The organism is Ruegeria sp. AH7, from assembly GCF_056541325.1.
On record NZ_JBQFYF010000007.1, the window covers coordinates 171,338 to 195,590 of the forward strand.

Consider the following 24,253-nt stretch of genomic DNA (forward strand, 5'->3'; position numbering starts at 1 on the left):
CCCTGAGCCAGAACCACAACGTGAAGCGAATTCCACCTGAACCTAAGACGATTGGCAACGTTCGATAGCCTAAGTGGAAAGACCAAGCATAACATGAGATGCGCTTAGAAAGCTTGCCAAACGTCTGCACTACGATAGCGTGGGAGCATTCAACCCAGCAATCGGAACCGTTTTCTATGATACAATTTTTTGCTCGTGGCCTCGCCCTCTCCATCGCTTTGATATTCGCAACCACCGTCTCTGCCGACGATGGCAGCGGCTTCCCTCAGATCGTCGGTACTTGGCACGGCACCTATCTGGTGGCTTTTGCCAAATCGAACCCGAACCACGACAAAGGTCTGCTGCGCACAGAGATGGAGCTGGAGATCACCAAGCTGGACGGCAACCTGATCACCGCCACCAACCGCTGGCGACGTATCGGTGAGACCGAGTGGATTGTCGAAGAAGCCATGGGCACCTTCAGTCTGGATGATCCTACCCGATTTGTGTTGGCTGAGGCCGGTATATCGGGGGATGATGTGTCATCCGGAATCTTCAATGGCGTCTACGTAGATGATGTAATCATGGTCACCTATGCAGGTCCGGGGACCGGCGTTGCCTTCGCGGCGCAGTTGGTGAAGAAGGACCAAAAGTAACCCAAGAACAGCTGGCCACACAGGTCTTAAGTTCGGGCCTCTCGATCAGTAGATTGCGATAGCCGCAACAGCGACTTCTGACAGGCATACTTGTAGCTCTACACAGGTCCTGTGTGCGAGATTATTGCTGATGCCGGTCCCGGTGCGCGTCGGCAAAGGCCGGGTGGTTTGCGCAGGCGGCCTCGACGCTCAGAAGGCAGGGCATATCAGCCAGATCAACCTGATACCGGCGTGCGTTGTATAGCTGTGGGATCAGGCACAGATCAGCAAGGCCCGGCTGTTTGCCGGTGCAGTAGGGGGTTTGTTCGAAATTGCCGAGCAGGGTTTCAAACGCCAACAGCCCCGGACGGATAAAGCGCTTCATCCAATTCCCGGGCATCCCTTCGGCATTACCGCTCAGATGCGTCGCATATCGGGCCACTGACAGATTGCAAACCGGGTGTATGTCAATCGCAATCGACTGCGTCAATGCCTGCGCTTTGGCGCGTGCCGCTGGTTCGGTGGGCAGAAGGCCAAGATGTCGGGTCTGATCCAGATAGTCGATGATGGCCAATGACTGGGTCAGTTGCAGGCCGTCAATCTCAAGCACGGGCACCAGCCCCTGCGGATTTCGACCCAGATGCTGGTCAGATTTGTGCGCCGCCTTCGTCAGGTCGACCGAAACCGATCGATACGCAATCCCGGCCAGATTAAGCGCAATCCGTACCCGATAACTGGCCGAAGAACGCCAGTAGTCATACAAGATGGTCTCATTCATTCTTCACCTCTGATAGGCGCATCGCGCAAGCTAAGATCAGCGCCTCACCTTTTGTAAGGATCTTCAAGCGCAGGAAGGATCGTTCCCGTACAGGTGCCAAACCCGATCACATAGCCGTCGCCCTTGGCATGTCCCTTCAAGGTCAGCGTATCGCCATCCTGAACAAAGCTGCGGGTTTCACCGCTATCCAGCGTCAGAGGCTCTTTGCCCCCCCAGCTGAGTTCCAGCAACGATCCACGGTTTTGCTTTTCAGGGCCAGAGATGGTGCCCGATCCCAGCAGATCCCCGGTGTTCATCGGACAGCCAGATGTCGTGTGATGGGCCAACTGCTGGGCTGCGGAATAATACATCTCGTTGTAGTTGGTCCGGGCGATCACTGTCTCTGACTGTCCCGCAGGGGCCATCGTCACTTCGAGATCGATATCGTAGAGCATCGGGCCGCAATCCTTCAGGTGATCGAGCAATTCGAACTCTCTTGCAGGGGTGTCGCAGCGAAACGGCTCGAGCGCGGCTTTGGTGAGGATCCAGGGGCTGATCGAAGTGGCGGTGGCCTTTGCCTGGAACGGCCCCAATGGCTGGTATTCCCACGCCTGGATATCTCGGGCCGACCAATCATTCAGCAGCACATAGCCAAAGATGTTGTCATCCGCTTCCTGTACCGAGATCGGACCGTCAGATGGGGTTCCTACAATGGCACCCATTTCAAGCTCGATATCGAACCGCTGCGATGGCGCAAAACGGGGCAGGGCATCGTTGGGTCCCTTCAACTGGCCCCAAGGGCGGCGAATATCCGTGCCAGACACCACGACGGATGAGGCGCGCCCGTTATAGCCAATCGGGATGTGCAGCCAGTTGGGGGGTAACGCATTTTCCGGCCCGCGGAACATGGTGCCCACATTCGTGGCATGGTGTCGACCTGCGTAGAAGTCAGTGTATTCACTGACTGCCAAAGGCATGTGCATCTGCACGTCGTCTTGCGACACCAGCAGAGGTTCGACCTTGTCCTGCTCCCCTGCGCCTACTGACAGCAGCTCGGTCAGTCTGTTGCGCAATGCGGCCCATACGGCAGGCCCTTGTTCCATCAGAGGGTTCCAGAAGGGCAGGTCAAACAGCGGGTCCTCGCCAAGCACGACCAGCCCAGTTTCTTCGGCTGCCGTTACATCGAGGATCATGTCACCGATGGCCACGCCGCAACGCAGATCATCTTCCGCAACCGAGAAGACACCATATGGCAGGTTGTTCAGCGGAAAGGGGTGGGCCGGGTCATTGGCCGAAGTTACCCAGGATTTCATCAAAGGCATCTGTGATCCTTGTCTCTAAAGTCTATTGCGCGTCACGTAGGGATTTCAGCCCTAGCAAAAGGGCGGCAAGTATCATGAAACCGCCGCCAGCCCGATCCAACCATAACCGGGCCGTGCCCCTTAGTCGTGCGGCCAGCCAGCTGGCGCTACCGCCATATGCGGTCAGAAAAAGCCCGTCTATGACCAGATAAGTGGCAGATAGGATGGCAAATTGGGGCCAGAATGGCAGCGCACCGTCGATAAACAAGGGAAACAAAGCCGCGAAGAATACCACAGCTTTGGGGTTGGCAGCCGACGTGACAAACCCTTGCATCCATAGCGCCTTGCGGCTGGTGCGTGGCGCGGCTTGTGTGGTTTCGCGTTTTGCCCCCAAGATCATCTTGGCCCCGAGGAATACCAAATAGGCCACACCCAGCCATTTGATGACAGCTAGAGCCGCCCCCGAGGTCGCAATGATGGCGGCCAAACCAAGCCCAGCGGCCAGCATTTGCAGCAAATTGGCCGTTAGGTCCCCCGCCGCCGTGAAAAGCCCGCGCCCCAAGCCATTTGTTGCCGAGTTAGACAGCATCAACAATTGGCTGGGCCCCGGAGTGCTCATCAGCAGCAGGACCGTGGCGGCATAAGTGATCCAAACATCAAAGCTCATCTCAGACTCACTTTTTGCCAGGGGTGCCGTCGAATTTCTTTTCCAGCGAAGTCCAGCAATCGATGTAATCGTCCTGCAAAGGCGCTTCATTGGCTGCAAACTCGGTCAGGTGCTGCGGGAAGCGTGTTTCGAACATGAATGACATGGTCCGGTCCAGCTTGTCGGGCCCAAGATTGGCGTTCGAGGCATTTTCGAACGCCTCGCGATCTGGCCCATGCGGGATCATCATGTTGTGCAGGCTCATCCCGCCGGGGACAAAGCCCTGTGGCTTCGCATCATACTGGCCGTAGATGTTGCCCATCAGCTCGGACATGATGTTCTTGTGATACCAAGGCGGGCGGAACGTATCCTCTGCCACCATCCAGCGTTCGCGGAACAGGACAAAGTCGATATTGGCCGTGCCGGGTTGGCCCGACGGTGCCGTCAGGACGGTAAAGATCGACGGGTCCGGGTGGTCGAACAGGATGGCCCCAACCGGGCAGTAGGTGCGCAGATCATATTTGTACGGTGCATAGTTGCCGTGCCATGCAACCACATCCAGCGGGCTGTGACCGATCTGAGTGGTGTGGAATTGCCCGCACCATTTGATGGTTACGGTCGAGGGCACTTCGCGGTCTTCAAACGCAGCAACCGGGGCCTTGAAGTCGCGGGGGTTGGCCATGCAGTTTGCCCCGATTGGGCCACGGCCTGGCAGTTCGAATTTCTGCCCATAATTCTCGCACACAAACCCACGTGCCGGCCCTTCCAGCACTTCGACGCGATACAGCAGCCCGCGCGGCAGAATGGCGATTTCCTTAGGCTCCAGATCGATGATACCGAGCTCGGTGATGAATCTCAGCCGACCTTCCTGTGGCACGACCAACAGCTCGGAATCGGCCGAGAAAAAGTAGTCATCAACCATCGACTCGGTGACAAGATAGATATGGCTGGCCATCCCGACCTGCGTGTTCACATCCCCTGCCGTGGTCATGGTGCGCATACCGGTTAGCCAGGTCAGACCAGCGTCGGAATGTGGAACCGGATCCCAGCGGTACTGGCCCAAAGAGATTACATCCGGATCGATGCAGGGGGCGGATTTCCAATAAGGCAGATCGATCTTCTCATACCGGTGCGAGTGTTTGACCGAGGGGCGGATGCGATAGCACCAGGTTCGTTCGGGCGGGTTTGCGGTGAAGGCGGTGCCGCTAAGCTGCTCACCATACAGGCCATAGTTGCAGCGTTGGGGGCTGTTCATGCCCTGGGGCAGGGCACCTGGCAGCGCCTCGGTTTCAAAATCATTGCCAAAGCCGGGCATATAGCCGGAATGGGTTCCAACGGGCGTGCTGGCCTGGGTCAGACTGTGCGGTTCTACCGGACGATTCATTGGGGTTCCTCCGTTTGCTGCTTGTCGGATAATAGTTGTTTTTGTAACTAACAAGCATGAGAAACGATAAATTCCCCGATACCGACGGTTTTGACCTTCAGAACTTTTTGCCATTCCTGCTTAATCAGGCGGCAGAATCCGCCTCGATCGACTTTCAGAAAGTCTACAAGGACCGCTATGGGATGCTGCGCACCGAATGGCGTGTTTTGTTTCATCTGGGGCTCTTTGGCAGCATGACGGCCAAACAGATCGGACATCGGGCAAAGACGCACAAGACCAAGATCAGCCGCGCTGTGCATCAGCTGGAAAATCGCCGTTTTTTGAAACGCACGCGGGATGATCAAGACCGGCGCGTCGAATGGTTGGCACTGACACCGATGGGTGAATCGGCTTATCGCGAGTTGCGGGACATTGCCGTGCAATATGACGCGAAACTGGCGGGTCAGTTTGATGTAGACGAGATTGCGATCCTGCGAAAAATGCTAAGACGGCTGGCCGGTTTCGAATAGCCTCTGGTAGAACGGTGCATCCGTACCCATTTGTTGCAAAGAATTTACATGGACGCTCAAATGATCCCTTCTGACCGCCTTCCGCCTGCATTTTTCGACCTGATTGATTGGTTGGTCCGGAAAGGACTGGAAGGTGCCGGGCAGGAAGAACTGTTGGAGGGTTTCTGTTCCACTTTGGTGGATCAGGGTATCCCTTTGATGCGGTTCCATGCGGCACAGTCGACCCTGCACCCCGCCTATGGCGGCTTTGGCTACAGTTGGTACCGGGCCAGTGGCGGAACATCTGAGAAATTCGAGAACACGGACACACCAAGCGAGCAATGGTTGCGCAGCCCCCTGTATGCTTTGCTGAACGAAGATTTGGACGATATTCGTGTCAAACTGGTGGATCAAAATGAACCAAGCCGATTTCCGCTGCTGAATGAGCTGCGAGAGGAAGGTGCGACGGATTATTACGCGACCGGCATCCCTTTTGATCTGTCCGAACAGGTGCGCCACACCGGGCCCGAAAAGGTCAGCGACGGGGTGCTGATGTCTTGGACCAGCGATGCGCCAAGGGGTTTTGAAGATGGTGACCTAGCGCGGATCAACGCGGTTTTGCCGCATCTTGGGTTGGCGCTGAAATCTGCAAAGAACCAGGTGATGTCAAAGGATCTGATGCGGGTTTATCTGGGGCGCGATGCCGGCGATCGGGTATTGTCCGGCGAAATACGACGCGGGTCTTTGCAACAGATTGATGCGGTGATCTGGACCTTCGATCTGGAAGGGTTCACCAATATGTCCGAGGATCTGCCCGGAGATCAGATCATCGAAATGCTGAATGACTATCTGGCGGTCGCAGTTAGTGTGGTTCACGATTGCGGTGGAAACATTCTCAAGTTTATGGGCGACGGGCTGATGGCCATGTTCGATGTCGGTGAAATTGACGCAGATGCCCGTGCTGCGCTATCGGCAGTACCCCTGCTTCAAACGCGGATGCAAGAGCTGAATACGCGGCGTGAGGCCGAAGGGCTTCCAGTATCAAACTACACGCTGGCCCTACATTCCGGCGAGATTCTGTATGGCAATATCGGATCGGAAACCCGATTGGACTTTACAGTGATTGGCCCGGCGGTAAATCAGGCCGCACGGATTGCGGGGATGCACAAATCTCTGGGTCAGAGAATCCTTGTATCGGACGACGTCGCACGCGCGGCCGATCCGTGCGAGCCCGAACTGATCTCGGTTGGGCGATACATGCTGCGTGGCGTGAATGAGCCCAAAGAGCTGTTTACCGTCTACAACCCGAACAGTTGATAGAGGCCTAAGGGGCGATACCGGAAAAAGACCCCTTGCCAATACAAATGTAATTACATAACAAAAATAGCTATGCTCGGTGCACCCCGGATCGGTTCGGTCTGACGCACCAAACAACCCAGATTTAACAGAACAGGTAGCATGCTATGACCGATACCCGGCTTCCCGTAACAGTTCTTTCAGGTTTCCTCGGCGCCGGTAAAACCACGCTGTTGAACCGTGTTCTGAACAATCGCGATGGCCGCCGGGTGGCGGTGATCGTCAATGACATGTCCGAAGTGAACATCGACGCCGATCTGGTGCGTGCCGACACCGAACTGTCGCGCACTGATGAGACATTGGTCGAAATGTCGAACGGCTGCATCTGCTGCACGCTGCGTGACGACCTGCTGGACGAGGTTCGCCGTTTGGCCGGTGAAGGCCGGTTTGACTATCTGTTGATCGAGTCGACCGGAATCTCCGAACCCTTGCCTGTCGCCGCCACATTCGATTTCCGCGATGAGTTTGGGCAAAGCCTGTCCGATGTATCGCGACTGGACACTATGGTCACAGTGGTCGATGCGGTGAACCTGCTACAGGACTATTCCAGCCATGATTTCCTGAGCGATCGTGGCGAGACGATGGGCGAAGAGGATGAGCGTACCCTGGTACATTTGCTGACCGACCAGATCGAGTTTGCCGATGTGGTAATCCTAAACAAAGTTGACGATGCAGGGCCCGAGCGTGTGGATGCCGCGCGTAAGATCATTCGCAGCCTGAATGCAGATGCAAAAATTATCGAAACGAACCATTCCGATGTCGCGGCTGATGCCATTCTCGATACCGGGATGTTCGATTTTGAGAAGGCTCATGAGCATCCAATGTGGGCCAAAGAACTCTATGGGTTTGCGGATCACGTGCCGGAAACCGAAGAATATGGCGTTACCAGCTTTGTCTATCGTGCTCGGCAGCCCTTCGTGCCCGAGAAAGTCCTTGAGGTGCTGAACGGGGACTTGCCCGGCGTGATCCGTGCCAAAGGGCATTTCTGGATCGCCACGCGCCCGGATTGGGTGGCCGAGTTCTCGCTAGCGGGCGCATTGTCCTCGGTTCAGCCGCTGGGCACCTGGTGGGCAACGGTTCCCGAAGATCGCCGCCCGGATCACGAAAGCGCTCGGGCCTATATGCAGGCCCATTGGCAAGAGCCATGGGGTGATCGCCGGCAAGAGATTGTGTTTATCGGCAGCGGTATCGACTGGCCGACGCTCAAAGCGCGGCTGGATGCGGCTTTGCTGCCAGCCATGGCTGCGGCCCGTGTCGAAGACCTGCCGGATCTGCCCGATCCCTTCCCGCTGTGGCGACGCGCCGAGGCTGCGGCATGAGCTTTGTCCGGGAGGTTGTGAAGGATGCCGCTATAGGTGTTGGCGTCGCCTCGAACCCTGAAGATCTGAGCGCGATTCATCACCCAGGCTGTGCTGCTGCGATCTGGCGCAGAGCTCCCTTGACCCGCTTTCAGGGCTGGCTGGACGCGCTTGAACCGGAAGAACTGCCCAAGGCACGTATGATCCTTCGGCCGGACGCGGTGCGCGATGCACTGGGCAAGATTTGTCAAACCTCGGGCACCCCGGAGTGTGTCGAGCGAGACCGGCTGATCGACGATGTTGCCGCGTTGTCCGCAGTGTTTTCCGATGTGATGCAGGCAACATGGGTGCGGTTGCGCCTGGACGTTGTCGCAACAAATGCCTGTCGACGGTTCCACATTGATGCTGTCACAGCCCGGCTTGTTTGCACATACCGTGGGACGGGAACGCAATATGGCATCTCCTCCAATGGAGAAGATCCGAGCCGTGTGTTCACTGTCCCGACCGGATCGCCAATCCTGCTGCGCGGAACCCGTTGGCCGGAGACCCCGAGATCAGGCCTCCTGCATCGATCACCACCCATTGAAGGCACGGGCGAAACCCGGTTGCTGCTGGTTCTTGATCCAATTGTTGATCCGGCGGAAGAAGTTGACCCGGTTCTGTATCACTGAAAGGCTGCTCGTGTTTGGGCGTCGAGCGATCAGAAATCGATTTCCACGCCCGGCAGGTTCAGCTCACGCATCATGTCGCGCAGCTCTTGCCGGGCGGCGATGTTTGAGATGTTCAGCTGTTTAACCCCGATGTCCTTAAGGTCCAGCAAGGTCAGCCCGCGGGGAAACAACTCGCGGAAAATCACACGTTCCGAGAAGCCAGAGGCAACGCGGAAGCCGATGCGCTGCGACAGCATCTCAATCGCGCGTTGCATCTTTTCCTTGTTGACCATGCGCTGGGTCCCAACCCTGTTGCGTACGACCACCCAGTCGATGGGTTTCAGCCCGGCCTGCGCCCGCAGCTGACGCGCGTTCCAGACCATTTCGGAATAGACCGAGGGTCCAAGAATCTTTTCACCCTTTGAATCGATGCGCGCCAGCAGGTCAAAATCGATAAAGCTGTCGTTCAGCGGCGTGATTAACGTATCTGCCAGCGAATGTGCCACCTGGCTGAGCCTTGTGTGCGATCCCGGACAGTCGATCAAAATGAAGTCACTGTCGCTTTCCAGTTCGGCTACAGCGGCGGACAGGCGGTGATCATAGATGTTCTCCCCGGGTTTCAGCGTGCTCGCGTCGATCTCAGGCAGGTCGTGGTGCAACGGGCTGGGTAGTGTTAGATCGCCGCTTTTCAGAAAATTGCTGCGGTTCTCAAAATAGCGACCAAGGCTGCGCTGGCGCAGGTCCAGATCCAAGGTGCTGACCTTGTTGCCCAGACGGGCCAGTGCCGTTGCTACATGCATCGAGACGGTCGATTTCCCGGCGCCGCCCTTTTCATTCCCGACTACAATGATATGTGCCATGCTTGTATTCCCAAGTCCCGCCGTGCTTGTCTACACGTTGTTAGAACCCACTATATGTTGTGTCTGAAGGGATGAAAAGAACCTCTGACCGTGGTTTGTGGCGATATCTGATACAATTTTGGAAAACTCAACACCCTTCGCGGGTTAACGCGGGGTGCTTGCTAAACTGGTGCGGCTGATTCACTGTCCAATCAAAGGCCGGGCACGGAGTTTTGGGTTTGGAGCATCTGTTTCTGAACGTTTTCAACGTGGTTTTGCCGGTGCTGATTTGCGCAAGCATCGGGTATGGGCTGGCGCTGACCAAAACGCCGTTCGACAACAAGGTGATTGGGGGGATTGTCTCGAAAGTCGGCTATCCAACACTGATCATATCTCACCTGGCGGCCACCAATCTGGATGTGAGTACGTTTCTGGACATGATGAGTGCTGCGGCTTTGGCCGTGGTGGGATTTGGCGTTTTGGGATTTGCCGCACTTAAGATGCTGCGCCTGCCGGTGCGCGCTTTTTTGACGCCATTGATGCATGGCAATGTAGGCAATATCGGCCTGCCGATCACGCTACTGGCGTTGGGGGATGCGGGTATGGCTTATACGATGGCGTTTGTTGTTGTGGTGTTGATCAGTATCTTCACGGTGGGCATGTGGATCCCCGCCGGAGAATTCTCACCCAAAAAGTTAGCGACTTCACCGATCATCTATGCGGTGGCGGCATCGCTGATCCTGATGAGTACAGGCACAAGCTTGCCGCAGCCTATTGCCAAGTCGTTCGATATCTTGGGTGGGTTGTCTATCCCATTGATGCTCCTGACGCTGGGCCACACGCTTGCTACGTTGAAGATATCTAGCCTTGGGCGCGCTGTATTGTTGACCGGGCTGCATCTTCTCATGGCCGTGGGGGTCGCCAGCGCGCTGATCTGGTTCTTTGGCTTCACAGGTACAGAACGGGGCGCGCTGATCCTTTGCTGCCTGATGCCATCTTCGGTTGCGACTTATCTGTTCATTGACCAGCAGGTCCCGGAATATGGGCCCGATGTAGCCGGGTTCATTCTCGTGTCGACACTCACGACCATCCTTGTGCTGCCGGTAGCACTTTCCATTTGGGTATGAGCCTATGAAGCGATTGATCTTGTGCTGTGAATTCTGTCCGCAAAACTGAAAACAACTTTGTTTCTAGACCATTGTCGGTGGCGCGGGCTGCCTGCTGTTCCAGTTCTCGATCAGCAAGGACAGTGGGAAATCTGGTGTGAACGGGCCCCAAAGGGGCATACCTTCCACTAAGTTTTCCTCCTGTGGAGAAACGTCGGTGTCGTGATCCATTGGACCTGCAACAGCAGCGTGGGACAGTAGAGCTGCAGTTGCTGTAACGGCGAGCAATTTGGTTGGCGATAGCATTGCAACCTCCTGGGTAACGCTTTGGTACCCTTTAGATGTTCATGCGATCTGCCTTCCTTATGAGCAAAAGATTACGATTTCTTAATTCAAGCACGCAGCGGACGGCCCAAAGAAAAAGGCCGCCCCAAGGAACGGCCTCTCGCATTCGAACCGGGTCAGACTTAGAAGCCCAGACCTTCGTATTTCTTTTTGAATTTCGACACGCGGCCGCCAGCGTCCAACAGGCGCGACGAACCACCGGTCCATGCCGGGTGTACGGAGGGATCGATTTCCAGAGCCAGCTGGTCGCCTTCGGCACCCCAGGTGGATTTCATCTGAACAACGGTGCCATCGGTCATTTTGACGTCGATGACGTGATAATCGGGATGGATGTCTTTTTTCATCTTTCCGCTCCTTACGCCTCGGCGCCAGCCTTGGGCTTGTAGTTGGTGACTTCTGCGATACGTGCGGATTTACCGCGACGGGTGCGCAGGTAGTACAGTTTGGCGCGACGGACGCGGCCGCGGCGGACAACGGTGATGCTGTCGATGTTGGTCGAATGCAGGGGGAACACACGCTCCACGCCTTCGCCAAACGAAATTTTGCGAACGGTGAACGAACCGGCGATACCTTCGCCGCCCTTGCGCGCGATGCAGACGCCTTCGTAGTTCTGCACACGGGTGCGCGACCCTTCGGTCACCTTATAGCCGACACGAATGGTGTCTCCGGCTTTGAAATCGGGGATGTCTTTCCCCAGGGCGGCAATCTGTTCCGCCTCTAGCTGTGCGATCAGGTCCATCGCATTTACTCCTATCTGCTCGTGGTTGGTCCACGAAGTTTGAGCACGGGCTGAGAGCTCTTGGTCTTCACCGGGTCCTGCGAACAGCCCGCCAGAGGTCAGATCGAATGTTCCTTTTGCCTGGCCCGTTCCTGTCGCGCCGTGGCCGAAGAAAGCCGGGCGTTACGTCAGAAAACAAACCAAAACACCGGAGCCGCGTCTCGCGGCACCGGATTGCGCTGCTTTAGGGGGTTTGCGGGCAGGGATCAAGCCTAAATTGCAGGCGTTGCCGGTGAGATTTCGCCGCTCGGCAACTGCGCCATTGCCTTGACGGGCGGTTCAGGCATTCTGGGTTCAATTCAACGAGCAGATATTTCAGAAACAGGACAATGTCATGCGGTTTTCCGTTTTGCTGGCACTTGTGGGCCTTACCGTGATCTCATGCGGGCGACAGGGGCCGCCGCCACAGGTTGTCGAGCAGGTTCTAGGCGTGGATCGAACGGCCCCTTCGGTGATCTATCCGGACTTCGGTGACGCCGACCCGCATGATTGGGAGGGGCGGCATCCCGGGCTTTATCCTGTGCATGGGTTGGATGTGTCCCGCTGGCAGGGGCCGATTGATTGGCGCCAGGCCAAAGCCTCAGGGATCAGCTTTGCCTTCCTTAAGGCGACCGAAGGCGGTGACGTAGCAGACCCGCTGTTTCAGGATCATCGCCGGGGCGCGCAGGCAGCAGGTGTGCCGTGGGGGGCCTATCACTACTATTATTTCTGCCGATCTGCGCGGGAACAGGCGCGTTGGTTCATACAGAATGTGCCCAAGGGCGCAGACCTGCCGCACGTGCTGGATATGGAATGGACGCCACATTCAAGAACTTGCACCTTACGCCCCGATGGCCGCACCGTCCGGGCCGAGGCGCAGCGCTTCCTGGACATCCTTGAACGCCACTATGGCCGCAGGCCCATCGTCTATACCACCGTGGATTTTTACGAAGACACTCAGATCGGACGCCTGCCCAAGACCGATTTCTGGCTAAGGTCAGTCGCTGGGCACCCGAGCAAGGTTTATCCGCGAGCGGTTTGGCGGTTCTGGCAATACACCGGCACCGGGTTGGTGCCGGGCGTTCAGGGCAAGGTGGATATCAACGTCTTTCACAGCTCACCCGAGGTGTGGTCGCAATGGAAGGCCGGGGTGCCTTGAAATCTCGCTCAGCGGATCGCGGCTTCTGAAGCCGAAATCTGTGCGAACATCGTCGGTTTAGTTGGAGTCCTCATCCAATTGAGCATTGTACTCCTCCCAGACATCCGGGCGTCGTTCACGCGTAATCTGTTCTGCCATCTGACGACGCCATTCGGCGATGCGTCCGTGGTGGCCGGACATCAGAATCTCTGGTATTGGGCGGCCCTTCCATTCGGCGGGGCGTGTATATTGCGGGTGCTCCAGCAGACCCGAAGAAAAGCTCTCTTCTTCGGTCGAGGCCTGATTGCCCAGAACGCCGGGGATCAATCGGACCGTGGCGTCGATCAAGGCCTGTGCCGCAATTTCTCCCCCGGTCATCACGAAATCGCCGAGCGAGACCTCTTGTACACCATAATGCTCGAGCACGCGTTCATCGACACCTTCGAACCGGCCACATAGCAGAGTCATGCCCTCGCAACGCGCCAGGTGTTGCATCATCTTCTGGTCCATCCGGCGGCCACGCGGGCTAAGGTAAATCAGCGGCCAGTTGCCTTGAATACTCGCCATCGAGTGCTCGATGGCGTCGCCCAACACATCTGCACGCAGGACCATACCCGCGCCCCCACCTGCGGGTGTGTCATCCACGTTTCGATGCTTGCCGATACCGAACTGTCGCAAATCCACAGTTTCCAGCTGCCATAAGCCGTCCTGTAGGGCTTTGCCTGTCAGGCTTTCATCCAAGACACCGGGAAATGCGGCCGGGAACAGGGTTATGATCTTAGCCTTCCACACGCCATGCAAATCCGGTGTGGGCGTCATCAACTCTCGTGGTTTCAAGGTTGGGCGGATGGCTTTGCGCCCGTGGGATTTGCTTGGTTTATCGGTCATGTCTGATCCGCCAGCGCGTGCCGGGCGCTTTTGATAAGGGCTTTCTTCCGCGCAACCAGCGCTGTGTCCTCCAACGAGGAGCGATTGAGTGCCAGCAATTCGATAAGTGCATCCTGCGGCAGGCTGGTGTTGGACTTTGACGGCGGTACAAGCTTGGATGCTTTGTCTTGCGGCAGCCCCAAAAACTCTGCGAAGGGGGTGCCAGGGCCAAAGCGGGTTTCTTGCAAATGCTCCAGCCATCTTGTCTGCACATGCACTTCGGGAAGTCTTTCCTGGATTCTGTCGGCGACAGTCGGCAAATCTGGAAGGTGATCCAGCGCCGCGCAAAATGCATCGAAATCCTCAACCAGGCGTCGGCGCTGCAGATCATGAGCCCAAAGGCTGCGCAGCCATTCAGAGCGTTCCCGCAGCGACAGATAGATGGTGATGTCGACCCCGTCCCTGATCAGTTGGCGGCGAATGGTGCCCACCAATGTCGATGCAAGCTCGGGCATGGCGGCGTAGCCTTCGGCGCGATTTCTGCTTGGCCGCAGGCCGCCAAAGTTCTCCTCGCTGAGGATCAGACCCCGGCGCGTTCCGAAATCGATCTGCCCCAAAAACATGTTCATCTTGCTGCCGAATGTGGCCAGCGTGTCGTCCAGCCGATAGACCGAATGGCGCGTCGCTGCGTTTGCCAGACCCGATTTCCGCGTTTTGTAGGGCAAGACCAGTGAATAATGCGGCCAAATCAGCTCGCGATTTTCATAGAGAAAGGATTGCGCCGCAGTGGTGCCGGTTTTGTGCAGCCCAAGATGCAGCAAAACGCGCCGCATCAGATCAGCCCTTCGGGCGGGTCTGCAACGATGCGGCCCTTGTCCAAATCGACTGTCGGCACCGCCTCAAGCGTGAAGGGCAGCAGGACAGTTGATTTCAGCCCTGGCCCATGCAGTTCCAATAGGTCGGCTGCACCATGGTTCTGAACGGATTTCACCTGTCCCAGCAGGGTGCCGCCGGTGTCAAAAACCTCAAGCCCGATCAGGTCGGCGTGGTAAAACTCGTCATCGGGCAAAGATGGCAATTGATCGCGGCGCGCAAACAGGCGCAGGCCCTTCAAATCGTCTGCCTCTTCCTTAGTTTCCACTCCGCCCAATCGTGCGGCGAACCCGTTCTTGATTGTGCGGGTCAGAACCAAAGGATAGCGTTCTTTGCCAGCTTCGTCGGTCAGTGGAGAATAGCTCTCGATATCCGATGGTTCAGCGCAATAGCTTTTTAGCCGCACTTCGCCGCGCACCCCGTAAGAGCCCGCTATGGTGCCGACACAGATCAGATCACTCATTTGCACCTCCCGAAGTTACGCATATGCCGCTTTTCCACTCTCCCAGACCCTCGCAGGCCTCGCGTTGATTGCTGCGTTCAAAGAACACACCGACAATAAAGGCGATCACCAGCAGGATGGGAAGGCGTAACAATCCAAACATCAGCTATCGTACCTCAATGGCAAGAGTATCATCCCGGCATTCCCAACCCGCTCGTTCCAGTTCTGGCGTGTCGGACGTCTCTTCCGGCCAGCCGATGCAGAAATACCCAATCAGACGCCATGAGTCTGGCGCGTTAAGGTCCCGGCTCAGCCGGTCGGGATCCAAAATGGAAACCCAGCCTAACCCAAGCCCATAGCTGCGCAGGGTCAGCCAAAACAGGGTAACCGCTGAGACGACAGAATAGCGTCGCATCTCGGGCATGGACTCTGCTCCGAGCCCATGTCCCTTATCGGTGCTGTCATCGCAGAACACCGCCAGTTGCACCGGGGCCTCTTGCATACCTGACAGTTTCAATTGGCTGTAAAGTTGCGCTTTTTCGCCCGAATAGCCTTTGAGTGCCTCGGCGTTTGCGGCTTGGAAATTCTTCAACACCGCATCACGTGCGACTTGGCTTTCGACGCGGATGACGCGCCAGGGCTCGCTTAGCCCCACCGAAGGGGCCAGCCGAAACGCGTCGAGGCAGCGCGTCAGCACTGCCTCGTCAATTGCGTCAGTGCGGAACCGACGCACATCGCGCCGGAGCCGCATCAACAGATCGAACTGCGTGCGAAAGTCGTCGGTGAAGGCCTGATCCCGCACGCGCCCGCCTGCTTATTCTTCAGCCGCTGCAGCTTCTTCTTCAGCCGGAGCTTCAGCCGCTTCAGTTGCCTCAGCAGCCTTTGCTGCTTTTTCTTCGGCGCGTTCCTGAGCTTTCTTGCCCGGGGTCCCCTTGTTGGGGTTGTTGCGCTCGGCCTTGTCGCGTGCGCCGGCTGCTTCCAACATACGCGCGATACGGTCGGTGGGCTGTGCGCCCTGATCCAGCCAGTACTGGATGCGCTCCATGTTCATTTTCACACGCTCTTCGCTGTCTTTCGGCAGCAGCGGGTTATAGGTGCCCAGTTTCTCGATGAAACGGCCATCGCGAGGCATGCGGCTGTCAGCAGCCACGATGCGGTAGAAGGGACGTTTTTTCGAGCCGCCGCGGGCGAGACGAATTTTCATTGCCATGGTGGTATCTCCTTTGAATGGCGTATCCGGGACTGGCCCGGCTAGTTCTGGTGTTTCTTATGGTGTCGGATGACTTCCTGAATGATGAAATTCAGGAAAGCTTTGGCGAAATCGGGGTCTAGATCGGCCTCTTTCGCCAGGTCTTCTAACCGTGCGATCTGCGCTGCCTCGCGCGACGGATCGGACGGGGGAAGGTCGTGTGCGGCCTTGAGCTTGCCAACGGCCTGCGTGTGCTTGAACCGTTCGCCCAGCGTATAGACAAGGATCGCATCCAGCCGGTCGATGCTTTCACGATGCTCTTTCAACAGCGTGGCAGCCTGTGTCACGGGGTTGGTCATTGGCCGGTCCTTTCGGTGGTCAAGTCAATCTGCGGGTGCCGCCAGATCTGGGCGCGCTTGCCCAATAGCTCGGCGTTTTCAATCTCCAGCGTCGCACCGAGCCGTTCGGCCAGCGCGCGCGAGCGGTCATTGGCATGGGCGATATAGCTGATCACGCCGTTCATCCCCTGATGCCGAGCGGCATGCGAGCGCGCAGCCTGTGCCGCCTCAAAGCCCAGCCCCTTGCCCTCGGCGTGCTCCATCAGCGTCCAGCCCAGTTCGGGCTCGGCCCATCCAGGGGCGTCGATCATACCGGCCCAGCCCACAAATGCGCCGCTGGTCTTCTGGGTCAGATGCCACAGGCCAAAGCCTTTGAGCGCCCAGTGCCCCAGACGGTTGGCCAGAGAGCCCCAGCTTTCTCGCGCATCCTTGGGGCCGCCGACCATATGGCTGCGTTCAGTTGCGAAAAACGCGGTCATCGCGGGCAGATCATCCAGATGCGGCGCACGCAGGATCAGACGCTCGGTTTCAACGGTCGGAATAGTGAATGAGGTCATGCGTAGGCCTCCATCCCGCCGTCGACATCGGTGGCGAGGTGGCGATACACCAAGGTAACGCCGTCCTGTTCAACGATTTCGCGTTCAACAAAGGCGCCGAGCCGTTCTGCCAGACGTTGAGAGCGTTCATTCCCTTTGACGATAAAGCTCGCCAAAGTGTCCCAGCCGAGTTGCTCGAACGCAAAACCGCGCGCAGCGCTCGCAGCCTCAAACGCATAGCCGTGGCCCTCACCTTCCTCGGTGAAGATGAAACCAAGCTCTGGCTCTGGGTCTTCCGGTTCGAACCCCAGAACCACGAACCCCAGCAGTTGACCGTCTGCCTTCGCAACAACCGACCAAAGGCCATGGCCGCGCAGCGACCAGATGGCGACCATCTGAGCGAAATCATACCATGCGTCTTCACGCGACATGACAGTTAGGTACCGCGCGCGCGGACTGGCCACGATCTGGGCGTAGGTGTCGAAATCCGACAACTGCGGCGCGCGCAGAACCAGACGCTCGGTTTCGAGCGTTGGAATGGCACCCGCCACCCGAGCCGCCAGTTCAGCCCCCTGAGCATTTGGCGCAGCTTCGAACCGGAAGGTCATGCGTAGGCCTCCGATCCGCTTTGCCGCTCATCAGGGTGAGGGTGACGATAGACGACATCCTCGGGGTCCGGGCGCGCTGCGCTTGGGTCTTCACTTGCCCCAAGCCGCTTGGCCAACGCGATTGAACGGGTGTTAGGCGCATCGATATAGCTGACCAAAGACGTCAGTTCGGTATTCCCAAACGCCCAGTCACGCGCGGCGCAGGCCGCTTCGAATGCATAGCCCTTGCCTTCAAATCCGGGGAAAATGCACCAGCCGATTTCAGTTTCCGGGAACTTCGGAGGTTTGTTGATCCCGACCTGCCCAATGAACTCGCCGGTTTCTGTCAGATCGACCGCCCACGCGCCAAACCCAAGAAACTGCCAACTGGCCACGTCCGAGCCCAGCATAGACCACAGGTCCTGCGCCGAGTACGGCCCATCCATGTATTTCGCCCAATCGGTCGCAAACAGCTTCGCCATCGGCTCGAAATCCTCAAGCTGGTGGTGGCGCAGTGTCAGGCGCGTGGTAGATATGGTGGGCGCAAGGGTCACGTTACTTTTTCTTCCCAAAACCGCTGAGACCCGGTGGCAGGGCCATACCGCCGCCCAGTCCAGGCAGGCCGCCGCGGCCACCCATCGCCTTGGCCGCCTGTTCCAGTGCTTTTGGGTCCATGCCTGCGGCCATGTCTTCGGGTGAGGGGCCGCCTTTGCCAAACATGCCTTTCATGGCCTGTTTCAGCATCTTGCCTTTGCCCATCTTACCCATTTTCTTCATCATGTCCGACATCTGCCGGTGCATCTTGAGCAGTTTGTTGAGGTCGCTGACCTCCATCCCCGAACCGGCGGCGATGCGTTTCTTGCGGCTGGCTTGCAGCAGTTGGGGATTGGCGCGTTCGCGTTTGGTCATCGACTGGATCATGGCGATCTGGCGCTTGAGCACCTTGTCATCCATGCCCGCCTCTTCGACCTGTTTGGCCATCTTGCCCATGCCCGGCATCATGCCCATCATGCCCTGCATGCCACCCATCTGGATCATCTGTTCCAGCTGCATTTTCAGGTCGTTCATGTTGAACTGACCTTTGACCATGCGCTTCATCATGCGCTCGGTCTGTTCCATCTCCATCGTTTCCTGGGCTTTTTCGACCAGGGCAACGATGTCGCCCATGCCCAGAATACGACCGGCGATCCGGTCCGGCTCGAAGGTTTCGAGCGCGTCCATCTTTTCGCCCAGACCGACAAAGCGGATGGGCTTGCCGGTGACCGCGCGCATCGACAGTGCCGCACCGCCACGTCCGTCCCCGTCCATCCGGGTCAGGACCACGCCAGAAATGCCGACCTTGGCGTCGAACTCTTCGGCCACCTCAACGGCGACCTGGCCGGTCAGACCATCGACGACCAACAGGGTCTCGCGCGGATCAACCGCATTGCGAACCTGCTCGACCTCGTCCATCAGCACTTCGTCGATATGCAGACGACCGGCTGTGTCGAGCATATAGACGTCATAGCCGCCCAGCGTTGCCTGCTGCTTGGCGCGTTTGGCGATATCAACCGGTTTCTGGCCGGGCACGATCGGCAGCGTATCGACGCCGACCTGCGTGCCCAGAACGGCCAGCTGATCCATCGCCGCCGGGCGATAAACGTCCAGCGAGGCCATCAGGACCTTCTTGCCCTCTTTCTCTTTCAGGCGTTTCGCCAGCTTACCGGTGGTCGTGGTCTTACCCGAGCCCTGCAGACCGACCATCAGGATCGGGGCAGGCGGGTTGTCGATCTTCAGCGCGCCGGGGTCTTCCTCACCATGCAGGGTATCGACCAGCGCGTCGTGTACGATCTTGACGACCTGTTGGCCGGGGGTGATCGATTTCGTAACCGCTTGACCGGTGGCCTGTTCCTGCACCTTCTTGACGAATTCACGCGCCACCGGCAGCGAGACGTCGGCCTCAAGCAGGGCAACGCGAACCTCGCGCAGGGCGGTCTTGACGTCTTCTTCGGACAGGGCACCCTGTTTGGTCAGCCGGTCAAAGACGCCGGAAAGGCGTTCGGATAGATTTTCAAACATGCCTTCGGCCTCCTATGCCGGTTATCTGGTGGCGCGTCCTAAATAGGATGCGTCGGTTAAATGCACAAACGCCCCCTCCCACTGAATTAGACGTGGGGGTAATGCCAAATGGCATTGCCCCCACGGGCGAAACTCGCTGGTGGGGGGCGATCCCTGAACGACTCAAGGGACCGGAAGGTCAAACGCTTCCGGATGTTTGGGGGCGATTTAGGTCGGTTGGCTGTCAGAGTCAACCGTATCTACTGATAGCCAGTCGTTGATGACATCGACGATGCGCTTCGCGTCTGATCCCGGTGAGTAGGCCAGAATGATCGGATGACGTCCCGCGCTCATGCCCTTGTCCAGAACCAGAGTGGGTCTGTAACGCGGTTTTGCCACCCAAGAAGGCGTTTGCGCTGCGCTTTCCACTTCGGCATGCGATAGCTCGGACAGCGTGTGTTCGATGGCTTCATATCCCAAGATCGATTTCTGGCGAATAACGATGGTGCTTTTGGCGCGATCAAATATGACCTGAACGCGCCGAACCAAAAGATAAAAACTCCAGACGCCAAAGGCAGCTCCGGCGATGATCAGTGCCAGACCGTACCATAAAGCGGTGCCTCCGGCCCAGATCAGCAACAGACCAGATGCGGCAAAAATCAGCGTGTTCAAAGAAAACAGGATGCCGAAAAACCAGGGTTTGTGGCTTAGGATCAACTGGTCCGGCGTATTGAGCGTGACTTTCATGGCGGCACGCTAGCATCGATTATAAGGGCTGTCGTGGCTTGTATTTGCCGGCACGCTGCGCGATGAGCGTGCCAGACAGGAGGTTTCCCATGGACGCATCTTCCGCTCTTCAAGATACATTGCCGCTCAGCTCGGATGCGCTGTTGGCGCAGCTAGATGCTTGGGAGTTGACCTACCGCCTACACACTCATGTCCCGTTGCGCACCGTTGAGGAGTCGAAGGCGGTTGAAGATCAGTTCGTGATCCCTGGCGAAAACGCGCTGCGTCTCAAGAACCTGTATCTGCGCGACAAGAAAAAGCGGAACTATCTGGTGACGCTGGAGCAAAGCCGCGAGATCGATTTGAAAGCGCTGGGCGCCGAGTTGGGGGTTGGCAGCCTGTCCTTTGGATCTGCGGATCGGCTGTTGCAAAACCTCGGTATCCGCCCCGGTGCCGTAAGCCCCCTGGCGATGATCAACGGCGTTCAGAATGATGTACGGTTTTTCATGGACAGCGCCGCGCAGCAGGCGGATGTCATCTATATGCACCCCCTGGTCAATGACCGGACCGTTGCGATTCCGCGCGACGCCCTGATGACATTCTTCGACAAGACAGGATGCGAGGTGAACTGGTTGCCCTAGGCCCCCTTCAGGGCCAGCGCAAGCGCGGCTGAGACATGGGCGGCAGATGGGTTCACGAACAAATGTCCATCCGCCTCGAACACCGGATCGTCCAGGTGATCGGGAAAGGCCAATGGCAGCTCGGTGCAGGCCAACAGCACTGCGGTGCCAGGTTCAGCATGCCGATTGCAGAAGGCCACCAACCGCGCGCGTGCCGTACTTGACGTGCCGCCGTAGAAATCACGGTCGATCATGGCTTGCATCTCGGCGATGTCTGCCTCGGGTAGAGTGTCATTTGCCGAAATACTTTCTTGGGCCAGACGATCTGCGTAGTTTCGAGCCTGCATTGTGACGCTTGTCCCCAGCACCAGTGCTGTCTTGCAACCGGTGGCTTTCGTCGCCTCTGCGGTCGCGTCGAAAATGCTCAGGATCGGCATCGTCACACCCTGGCGGATTGCATGAAGTCGTGCATGGGGGGTGTTCGATGCAATGATGCCAAAGTCACACCCAGCGCGCTGGAGCGTGATCAAAGCGTTACGGAATACCGCATCAAAATCTTGCCAACTGCTTTCATCGCCAGCGACACCGCGCAGGGCGCGGGTTTTGGCTTGCGTCACCGACTCGATTGTCATCGGTGGCACAGGCAGCGGCGACCCGTGGCCACGTGCCGCGAAGTGTCGGCCAGAGCCTTCCGCAATGGCCCGATAATAGTCGACGGTCGAAGCCCAGCCAACGCCGCCAAGTATTCCGATCTTCTTCATGGTCTATGTCCAACCCGCAGCCAATATCAGCAGCAGATTGGACATTTCTGAATAGATTGGCCAGACCGATTAAGCCGCCAGTTCCAAGACTGCTTTGTGCGCGTTCTGAACTGAAGTGTCCGGATCGATGGCCAACTGGTCAGCGGCAACCACATCGACATCATGAATGCCAATAAAGCCCAAAACATGTTTCGCATAGCCGGTTGCGAAATCGATCTCAGACCCAACTGCCGTGCCGCCAGAGGCTATGGCTAGAACAGCACGCTTGCCCTCTAGCAGGCCTTTAGGACCGTTTTCACTGTAGGAAAAGGTCAAGCCTGCCCGCGCCACCAGGTCGACCCAAGCCTTGAATGCTGCGGGAACCGAGAAGTTGTAGATTGGCAAACCAATGACAATTGTATCAGCTTGCTGAAGCTCTTCGACCAGTTGATCCGACAAGGCCAGTTGATCCCGTTGCACTGCATCGCGCTGATCGGCGGGGGTGAAGTTGGCAGCGATCCAGTCTTCAGTTAACAGCGGCAGTGGCGATGCCAGATCACGCCGGATAATCCGGCTTGCCCCCAAGTGCTTGACGATGCGGTCAGACAGATCTCGGGTCGCAGACCCGCTGCGGCGGGCCGACGCGTCAATGTGCAGGATGGTCTTGGTCATTTTCATGTCCTTTGGTCGAGAGTTATCTTATGACCGATGATATGAATATTGTTTTTTCGAACAAAACTCGAATATACCAACATCTAATGTTAGAAATTGCACAATAGTGAAAGCGCTATGGATAACTGGGACGAAGTGAGAACGGCCTACCAGGTGGCCCGGATGGGGACGGTTAGTGGCGCGGCCGAAGTATTGGGTGTGCACCATGCCACTGTCATTCGTCATATCGATGCGATCGAGGCTCGGTTGGGGGTGAAGCTGTTCCAGCGTCACGCCCGCGGATACACGCCGACCGAAGCGGGCGAGGACCTGCTGCGGGTGGCGCAGGCGACCGAGGATCAGTTCAATCAGTTGGTGGGGCGTATGAAGGGCCGGGGTGACGATGTCTCGGGCGAGTTGGTGGTGACGTCGTTGTCATCGCTCGTACCTTTATTGGCTCCTGCGCTCAGCGAGTTCCAGCAAGCCCACCCGGACCTGATTGTGCGCTATCTAACCGGAGATCGCCTGTTTCGGCTGGAGTATGGCGAGGCGCATGTTGCCATCCGTGCCGGGTCAGCGCCGGATCAGCCGGACAATGTGGTGCAGCCTTTTGTGACGCAGGATGTCGGGCTATATGCAAGCAAGGACTACATCGCCCGCCGGGGCAAGCCGGAGAGTATTGAAGAATTTCCGCAGCACGCTTTTGTCGGCAATGATGACGAAAACAGCCGCGCGCCTTTTTCGCAGTGGTTGCGAGCCAATACCCCAGCCGAGGCGCTGACATTCCGATGCTCGAACAACTTCACCGTGGCCGAGGCGGTCCGGGCCGGGGCCGGGATCGGGTTTATGGCGCGTTGGGAAGCGGCCCGATATCCCGATTTGGAAGAGGTTATGAACAGTCTGCCGGAATGGTCCGGAAAGCTGTGGCTGGTGACCCATGTCGATCTGCACCGCACCACCAAGGTCCAGGCTTTTCTTAAATTCCTGAAGGCGAAGTCCAAGGATTGGATCTGTGACTGAGCAAACCCGTGGCCATCTGGCCATGCTGGTCTTTTCGGCGCTGGTGGCGGGCAGCTTTTCGCTGGGATCGATGATCGCGAATGAGATTGCGCCAGCTGCGCTGAATGCTGTGCGCTTTGGAATTGCGGCGGTTGTGATCGGGATCGCCGCCTTCGTTACAACCGGTGTGTCGCGTGCGGCGCTGCAAGCGCCCTGGCGCTACTTGGTTCTTGGTGGTTTGTTTGCCACCTATTTCGTGCTGATGTTCTACGGCCTGCAGACTGCCCCGCCGGTCAGCGCAGCGGCTGTGTTTACCCTCACCCCTGTCTTATCGGCCATTGCCGGATGGGTCTTGTTGCGTCAGGTCACAACCCCAAGGATGGCGCTTGCGCTTTCTGTGGGGGCCACCGGGGCGCTATGGGTGATCTTTCGCGCCGATTGGCAGCTTTTTCGCGCCTTTCAGATTGGCCAAGGTGAAGTCATCTATTTTGTTGGCTGTGTCGCCCATGCGATCTACACGCCGATGGTCCGCAAGCTGAACCGAGGCGAACCTGCGGTCGTGTTTGCCTTTGGCACTTTGGTCGCGGGATGCGCCCTATTGGTGGCGTTTGGCTGGTCAGATTTGGCTAGCACCGATTGGTCGCGTTTGCCGACCATTTTTTGGATCGGTCTATTATATGTCTCCTTCTTCGCCACGGCGGTCAGCTTTGTGCTGGTACAGTTCGCGGCGCTCAGGCTGCCTTCGGCAAAGGTTATGGCCTATACCTATCTGGTGCCCAGTTGGGTCATTCTGTGGGAGATCGCCCTGGGCAACGGCGCCCCAACAGGGTTGATTATCATCGGTATCGCGCTGACCGTCTTGGCCTTACTCTTGCTGTTGAAGGAAGAAAATCCCAGCGCAAGCGCTGATTTATACACTGCGGATTGAGGCTTGTGTTCGCGTCTGCGTCTGGCACCATGCAATCGGTG

Annotated in this window: 30 protein-coding genes; 10 read left to right on the plus strand and 20 right to left on the minus strand. The window is 57.6% G+C overall.

The annotated features are described in order from the left end of the window. Nucleotides 1–176 precede the first annotated feature (176 nt). Nucleotides 177–635, plus strand: a complete 459-nt coding sequence (locus ACR0JX_RS16780; protein WP_480544927.1) for a hypothetical protein — start codon at nt 177–179, stop codon at nt 633–635. A 121-nt stretch (nt 636–756) separates the two neighbouring features. Here the strand turns inward: ACR0JX_RS16780 and maiA are convergent, their stop codons facing one another. The 4 genes from maiA to hmgA are packed head-to-tail and all read right to left on the minus strand — an operon-like array spanning nt 757 to nt 4,702. Beyond that, nucleotides 757–1,392: a maleylacetoacetate isomerase gene (gene maiA / locus ACR0JX_RS16785; RefSeq protein WP_480544928.1), complete on the minus strand. Its 636-nt coding sequence runs from the start codon at nt 1,390–1,392 to the stop codon at nt 757–759. Between the two features lie 44 nt (nt 1,393–1,436). After that, a complete protein-coding gene (gene fahA, locus ACR0JX_RS16790) occupies nt 1,437–2,693 on the minus strand; it encodes a fumarylacetoacetase (RefSeq protein ID WP_480544929.1) in 1,257 nt (418 codons plus the stop codon). A 22-nt stretch (nt 2,694–2,715) separates the two neighbouring features. Further along, a complete protein-coding gene (locus ACR0JX_RS16795; RefSeq protein ID WP_480544930.1) occupies nt 2,716–3,339 on the minus strand; it encodes a LysE family translocator in 624 nt (207 codons plus the stop codon). Nucleotides 3,340–3,346: 7 nt separating this feature from the next. After that, nucleotides 3,347–4,702 (minus strand): homogentisate 1,2-dioxygenase, encoded by a 1,356-nt coding sequence (gene hmgA / locus ACR0JX_RS16800; protein ID WP_480544931.1) that lies wholly within the window; start codon nt 4,700–4,702, stop codon nt 3,347–3,349. A gap of 56 nt (nt 4,703–4,758) precedes the next feature. Here hmgA and ACR0JX_RS16805 point away from each other — a divergent pair, with 56 nt between their 5' ends. The 4 genes from ACR0JX_RS16805 (at nt 4,759) to ACR0JX_RS16820 (ending at nt 8,515) form a co-directional block, all read left to right on the plus strand. Continuing rightward, nucleotides 4,759–5,211, plus strand: a complete 453-nt coding sequence (locus tag ACR0JX_RS16805; RefSeq protein WP_480544932.1) for a MarR family winged helix-turn-helix transcriptional regulator — start codon at nt 4,759–4,761, stop codon at nt 5,209–5,211. 60 nt (nt 5,212–5,271) lie between these two features. Beyond that, the gene (locus tag ACR0JX_RS16810; RefSeq protein WP_480544933.1) at nt 5,272–6,507 is read left to right on the plus strand and encodes an adenylate/guanylate cyclase domain-containing protein; all 1,236 of its coding nucleotides are present in this window, start codon (nt 5,272–5,274) and stop codon (nt 6,505–6,507) included. A gap of 146 nt (nt 6,508–6,653) precedes the next feature. Next, the gene (locus ACR0JX_RS16815) at nt 6,654–7,865 is read left to right on the plus strand and encodes a GTP-binding protein (protein ID WP_480544934.1); all 1,212 of its coding nucleotides are present in this window, start codon (nt 6,654–6,656) and stop codon (nt 7,863–7,865) included. Then, nucleotides 7,862–8,515, plus strand: a complete 654-nt coding sequence (locus ACR0JX_RS16820) for a DUF1826 domain-containing protein (protein ID WP_480544935.1) — start codon at nt 7,862–7,864, stop codon at nt 8,513–8,515. The genes ACR0JX_RS16815 and ACR0JX_RS16820 overlap by 4 nt, the downstream gene beginning before the upstream one ends. A gap of 29 nt (nt 8,516–8,544) precedes the next feature. Here ACR0JX_RS16820 and ACR0JX_RS16825 read toward each other — a convergent pair whose 3' ends face one another. After that, complete coding sequence (locus ACR0JX_RS16825; protein ID WP_480544936.1) at nt 8,545–9,354, minus strand: division plane positioning ATPase MipZ; 810 nt, start codon at nt 9,352–9,354, stop codon at nt 8,545–8,547. A gap of 218 nt (nt 9,355–9,572) precedes the next feature. On the opposite strand from ACR0JX_RS16825, the gene ACR0JX_RS16830 reads away from it, so the two are divergent. Further along, on the plus strand, nt 9,573–10,460 hold the full coding sequence (locus ACR0JX_RS16830; protein ID WP_480544937.1) for an AEC family transporter: 888 nt from the start codon (nt 9,573–9,575) through the stop codon (nt 10,458–10,460). Nucleotides 10,461–10,906: 446 nt separating this feature from the next. Here ACR0JX_RS16830 and rpmE read toward each other — a convergent pair whose 3' ends face one another. Further along, on the minus strand, nt 10,907–11,128 hold the full coding sequence (gene rpmE / locus ACR0JX_RS16835) for a 50S ribosomal protein L31 (protein ID WP_010437577.1): 222 nt from the start codon (nt 11,126–11,128) through the stop codon (nt 10,907–10,909). Between the two features lie 11 nt (nt 11,129–11,139). Next, nucleotides 11,140–11,523 carry a 50S ribosomal protein L19 gene (gene rplS, locus ACR0JX_RS16840; RefSeq protein ID WP_170531453.1) on the minus strand — a complete coding sequence of 128 codons (384 nt, stop codon included), beginning with the start codon at nt 11,521–11,523 and terminating at the stop codon, nt 11,140–11,142. Between the two features lie 373 nt (nt 11,524–11,896). On the opposite strand from rplS, the gene ACR0JX_RS16845 reads away from it, so the two are divergent. Beyond that, the gene (locus tag ACR0JX_RS16845; protein ID WP_480544938.1) at nt 11,897–12,700 is read left to right on the plus strand and encodes a glycoside hydrolase family 25 protein; all 804 of its coding nucleotides are present in this window, start codon (nt 11,897–11,899) and stop codon (nt 12,698–12,700) included. A gap of 57 nt (nt 12,701–12,757) precedes the next feature. Here ACR0JX_RS16845 and trmD read toward each other — a convergent pair whose 3' ends face one another. The 11 genes from trmD to ACR0JX_RS16900 all read right to left on the minus strand — a co-directional run bounded on the left by trmD (nt 12,758) and on the right by ACR0JX_RS16900 (nt 20,295). Further along, nucleotides 12,758–13,567 carry a tRNA (guanosine(37)-N1)-methyltransferase TrmD gene (gene trmD, locus ACR0JX_RS16850; protein WP_480544939.1) on the minus strand — a complete coding sequence of 270 codons (810 nt, stop codon included), beginning with the start codon at nt 13,565–13,567 and terminating at the stop codon, nt 12,758–12,760. After that, nucleotides 13,564–14,379 (minus strand): hypothetical protein, encoded by an 816-nt coding sequence (locus ACR0JX_RS16855; RefSeq protein ID WP_480544940.1) that lies wholly within the window; start codon nt 14,377–14,379, stop codon nt 13,564–13,566. The genes trmD and ACR0JX_RS16855 overlap by 4 nt, the downstream gene beginning before the upstream one ends. After that, nucleotides 14,379–14,882, minus strand: a complete 504-nt coding sequence (gene rimM / locus ACR0JX_RS16860; RefSeq protein ID WP_480544941.1) for a ribosome maturation factor RimM — start codon at nt 14,880–14,882, stop codon at nt 14,379–14,381. The genes ACR0JX_RS16855 and rimM overlap by 1 nt, the downstream gene beginning before the upstream one ends. Nucleotides 14,883–15,027: 145 nt before the next feature. Then, nucleotides 15,028–15,663, minus strand: coding sequence for a 5,6-dimethylbenzimidazole synthase (gene bluB, locus ACR0JX_RS16865; RefSeq protein WP_480544942.1), 636 nt, complete (start codon nt 15,661–15,663; stop codon nt 15,028–15,030). A gap of 12 nt (nt 15,664–15,675) precedes the next feature. Then, nucleotides 15,676–16,071 carry a 30S ribosomal protein S16 gene (gene rpsP / locus ACR0JX_RS16870; protein WP_480544943.1) on the minus strand — a complete coding sequence of 132 codons (396 nt, stop codon included), beginning with the start codon at nt 16,069–16,071 and terminating at the stop codon, nt 15,676–15,678. Nucleotides 16,072–16,112: 41 nt separating this feature from the next. After that, a complete protein-coding gene (locus ACR0JX_RS16875; protein ID WP_074737903.1) occupies nt 16,113–16,409 on the minus strand; it encodes a chorismate mutase in 297 nt (98 codons plus the stop codon). After that, a complete protein-coding gene (locus tag ACR0JX_RS16880) occupies nt 16,406–16,945 on the minus strand; it encodes a GNAT family N-acetyltransferase (RefSeq protein WP_480544944.1) in 540 nt (179 codons plus the stop codon). The genes ACR0JX_RS16875 and ACR0JX_RS16880 overlap by 4 nt, the downstream gene beginning before the upstream one ends. Next, nucleotides 16,942–17,532 (minus strand): GNAT family N-acetyltransferase, encoded by a 591-nt coding sequence (locus ACR0JX_RS16885; RefSeq protein WP_480544945.1) that lies wholly within the window; start codon nt 17,530–17,532, stop codon nt 16,942–16,944. Before ACR0JX_RS16885 ends, ACR0JX_RS16880 begins: the two co-directional genes overlap by 4 nt. Beyond that, nucleotides 17,529–18,065 carry a GNAT family N-acetyltransferase gene (locus ACR0JX_RS16890; RefSeq protein WP_480544946.1) on the minus strand — a complete coding sequence of 179 codons (537 nt, stop codon included), beginning with the start codon at nt 18,063–18,065 and terminating at the stop codon, nt 17,529–17,531. Before ACR0JX_RS16890 ends, ACR0JX_RS16885 begins: the two co-directional genes overlap by 4 nt. 1 nt (nt 18,066) lies before the next feature. After that, complete coding sequence (gene ffh / locus ACR0JX_RS16895) at nt 18,067–19,569, minus strand: signal recognition particle protein (protein WP_480544947.1); 1,503 nt, start codon at nt 19,567–19,569, stop codon at nt 18,067–18,069. A 207-nt stretch (nt 19,570–19,776) separates the two neighbouring features. Continuing rightward, nucleotides 19,777–20,295: a hypothetical protein gene (locus tag ACR0JX_RS16900; protein ID WP_480544948.1), complete on the minus strand. Its 519-nt coding sequence runs from the start codon at nt 20,293–20,295 to the stop codon at nt 19,777–19,779. Nucleotides 20,296–20,384: 89 nt separating this feature from the next. Between ACR0JX_RS16900 and ACR0JX_RS16905 the strand changes: the two genes are divergently transcribed. Continuing rightward, nucleotides 20,385–20,915, plus strand: a complete 531-nt coding sequence (locus ACR0JX_RS16905) for a prolyl-tRNA synthetase associated domain-containing protein (RefSeq protein WP_480544949.1) — start codon at nt 20,385–20,387, stop codon at nt 20,913–20,915. On the opposite strand, the gene ACR0JX_RS16910 is transcribed toward ACR0JX_RS16905, so the two are convergent. Together ACR0JX_RS16910 and ACR0JX_RS16915 are read right to left on the minus strand one after the other, a co-directional pair. Further along, nucleotides 20,912–21,655, minus strand: coding sequence for an aspartate/glutamate racemase family protein (locus tag ACR0JX_RS16910; RefSeq protein ID WP_480544950.1), 744 nt, complete (start codon nt 21,653–21,655; stop codon nt 20,912–20,914). The genes ACR0JX_RS16905 and ACR0JX_RS16910 overlap by 4 nt on opposite strands. 69 nt (nt 21,656–21,724) lie before the next feature. Further along, on the minus strand, nt 21,725–22,306 hold the full coding sequence (locus ACR0JX_RS16915; protein ID WP_480544952.1) for an FMN-dependent NADH-azoreductase: 582 nt from the start codon (nt 22,304–22,306) through the stop codon (nt 21,725–21,727). Nucleotides 22,307–22,423: 117 nt separating this feature from the next. On the opposite strand from ACR0JX_RS16915, the gene ACR0JX_RS16920 reads away from it, so the two are divergent. Together ACR0JX_RS16920 and ACR0JX_RS16925 are read left to right on the plus strand one after the other, a co-directional pair. Further along, entirely contained in the window at nt 22,424–23,305 is an 882-nt protein-coding gene (locus ACR0JX_RS16920; RefSeq protein ID WP_480544953.1) for a LysR family transcriptional regulator, read from the plus strand. Next, nucleotides 23,298–24,212, plus strand: coding sequence for a DMT family transporter (locus tag ACR0JX_RS16925; protein ID WP_480544955.1), 915 nt, complete (start codon nt 23,298–23,300; stop codon nt 24,210–24,212). Before ACR0JX_RS16920 ends, ACR0JX_RS16925 begins: the two co-directional genes overlap by 8 nt. Nucleotides 24,213–24,253: the final 41 nt, after the last annotated feature.

What these genes read in the sequence shown, in the direction of transcription:
- ACR0JX_RS16780 (WP_480544927.1), top strand. Translation starts at nt 177, where the DNA reads ATGATACAATTTTTTGCTCGTGGCCTCGCCCTCTCCATCGCTTTGATA.
- maiA (WP_480544928.1), bottom strand. Translation starts at nt 1,392, where the DNA reads ATGAATGAGACCATCTTGTATGACTACTGGCGTTCTTCGGCCAGTTAT.
- fahA (WP_480544929.1), bottom strand. Translation starts at nt 2,693, where the DNA reads ATGCCTTTGATGAAATCCTGGGTAACTTCGGCCAATGACCCGGCCCAC.
- ACR0JX_RS16795 (WP_480544930.1), bottom strand. Translation starts at nt 3,339, where the DNA reads ATGAGCTTTGATGTTTGGATCACTTATGCCGCCACGGTCCTGCTGCTG.
- hmgA (WP_480544931.1), bottom strand. Translation starts at nt 4,702, where the DNA reads ATGAATCGTCCGGTAGAACCGCACAGTCTGACCCAGGCCAGCACGCCC.
- ACR0JX_RS16805 (WP_480544932.1), top strand. Translation starts at nt 4,759, where the DNA reads ATGAGAAACGATAAATTCCCCGATACCGACGGTTTTGACCTTCAGAAC.
- ACR0JX_RS16810 (WP_480544933.1), top strand. Translation starts at nt 5,272, where the DNA reads ATGATCCCTTCTGACCGCCTTCCGCCTGCATTTTTCGACCTGATTGAT.
- ACR0JX_RS16815 (WP_480544934.1), top strand. Translation starts at nt 6,654, where the DNA reads ATGACCGATACCCGGCTTCCCGTAACAGTTCTTTCAGGTTTCCTCGGC.
- ACR0JX_RS16820 (WP_480544935.1), top strand. Translation starts at nt 7,862, where the DNA reads ATGAGCTTTGTCCGGGAGGTTGTGAAGGATGCCGCTATAGGTGTTGGC.
- ACR0JX_RS16825 (WP_480544936.1), bottom strand. Translation starts at nt 9,354, where the DNA reads ATGGCACATATCATTGTAGTCGGGAATGAAAAGGGCGGCGCCGGGAAA.
- rpmE (WP_010437577.1), bottom strand. Translation starts at nt 11,128, where the DNA reads ATGAAAAAAGACATCCATCCCGATTATCACGTCATCGACGTCAAAATG.
- rplS (WP_170531453.1), bottom strand. Translation starts at nt 11,523, where the DNA reads ATGGACCTGATCGCACAGCTAGAGGCGGAACAGATTGCCGCCCTGGGG.
- ACR0JX_RS16845 (WP_480544938.1), top strand. Translation starts at nt 11,897, where the DNA reads ATGCGGTTTTCCGTTTTGCTGGCACTTGTGGGCCTTACCGTGATCTCA.
- trmD (WP_480544939.1), bottom strand. Translation starts at nt 13,567, where the DNA reads ATGACCGATAAACCAAGCAAATCCCACGGGCGCAAAGCCATCCGCCCA.
- ACR0JX_RS16855 (WP_480544940.1), bottom strand. Translation starts at nt 14,379, where the DNA reads ATGCGGCGCGTTTTGCTGCATCTTGGGCTGCACAAAACCGGCACCACT.
- rimM (WP_480544941.1), bottom strand. Translation starts at nt 14,882, where the DNA reads ATGAGTGATCTGATCTGTGTCGGCACCATAGCGGGCTCTTACGGGGTG.
- rpsP (WP_480544943.1), bottom strand. Translation starts at nt 16,071, where the DNA reads ATGGCAATGAAAATTCGTCTCGCCCGCGGCGGCTCGAAAAAACGTCCC.
- ACR0JX_RS16875 (WP_074737903.1), bottom strand. Translation starts at nt 16,409, where the DNA reads ATGACCAACCCCGTGACACAGGCTGCCACGCTGTTGAAAGAGCATCGT.
- ACR0JX_RS16880 (WP_480544944.1), bottom strand. Translation starts at nt 16,945, where the DNA reads ATGACCTCATTCACTATTCCGACCGTTGAAACCGAGCGTCTGATCCTG.
- ACR0JX_RS16885 (WP_480544945.1), bottom strand. Translation starts at nt 17,532, where the DNA reads ATGACCTTCCGGTTCGAAGCTGCGCCAAATGCTCAGGGGGCTGAACTG.
- ffh (WP_480544947.1), bottom strand. Translation starts at nt 19,569, where the DNA reads ATGTTTGAAAATCTATCCGAACGCCTTTCCGGCGTCTTTGACCGGCTG.
- ACR0JX_RS16900 (WP_480544948.1), bottom strand. Translation starts at nt 20,295, where the DNA reads ATGAAAGTCACGCTCAATACGCCGGACCAGTTGATCCTAAGCCACAAA.
- ACR0JX_RS16905 (WP_480544949.1), top strand. Translation starts at nt 20,385, where the DNA reads ATGGACGCATCTTCCGCTCTTCAAGATACATTGCCGCTCAGCTCGGAT.
- ACR0JX_RS16910 (WP_480544950.1), bottom strand. Translation starts at nt 21,655, where the DNA reads ATGAAGAAGATCGGAATACTTGGCGGCGTTGGCTGGGCTTCGACCGTC.
- ACR0JX_RS16915 (WP_480544952.1), bottom strand. Translation starts at nt 22,306, where the DNA reads ATGACCAAGACCATCCTGCACATTGACGCGTCGGCCCGCCGCAGCGGG.
- ACR0JX_RS16920 (WP_480544953.1), top strand. Translation starts at nt 22,424, where the DNA reads ATGGATAACTGGGACGAAGTGAGAACGGCCTACCAGGTGGCCCGGATG.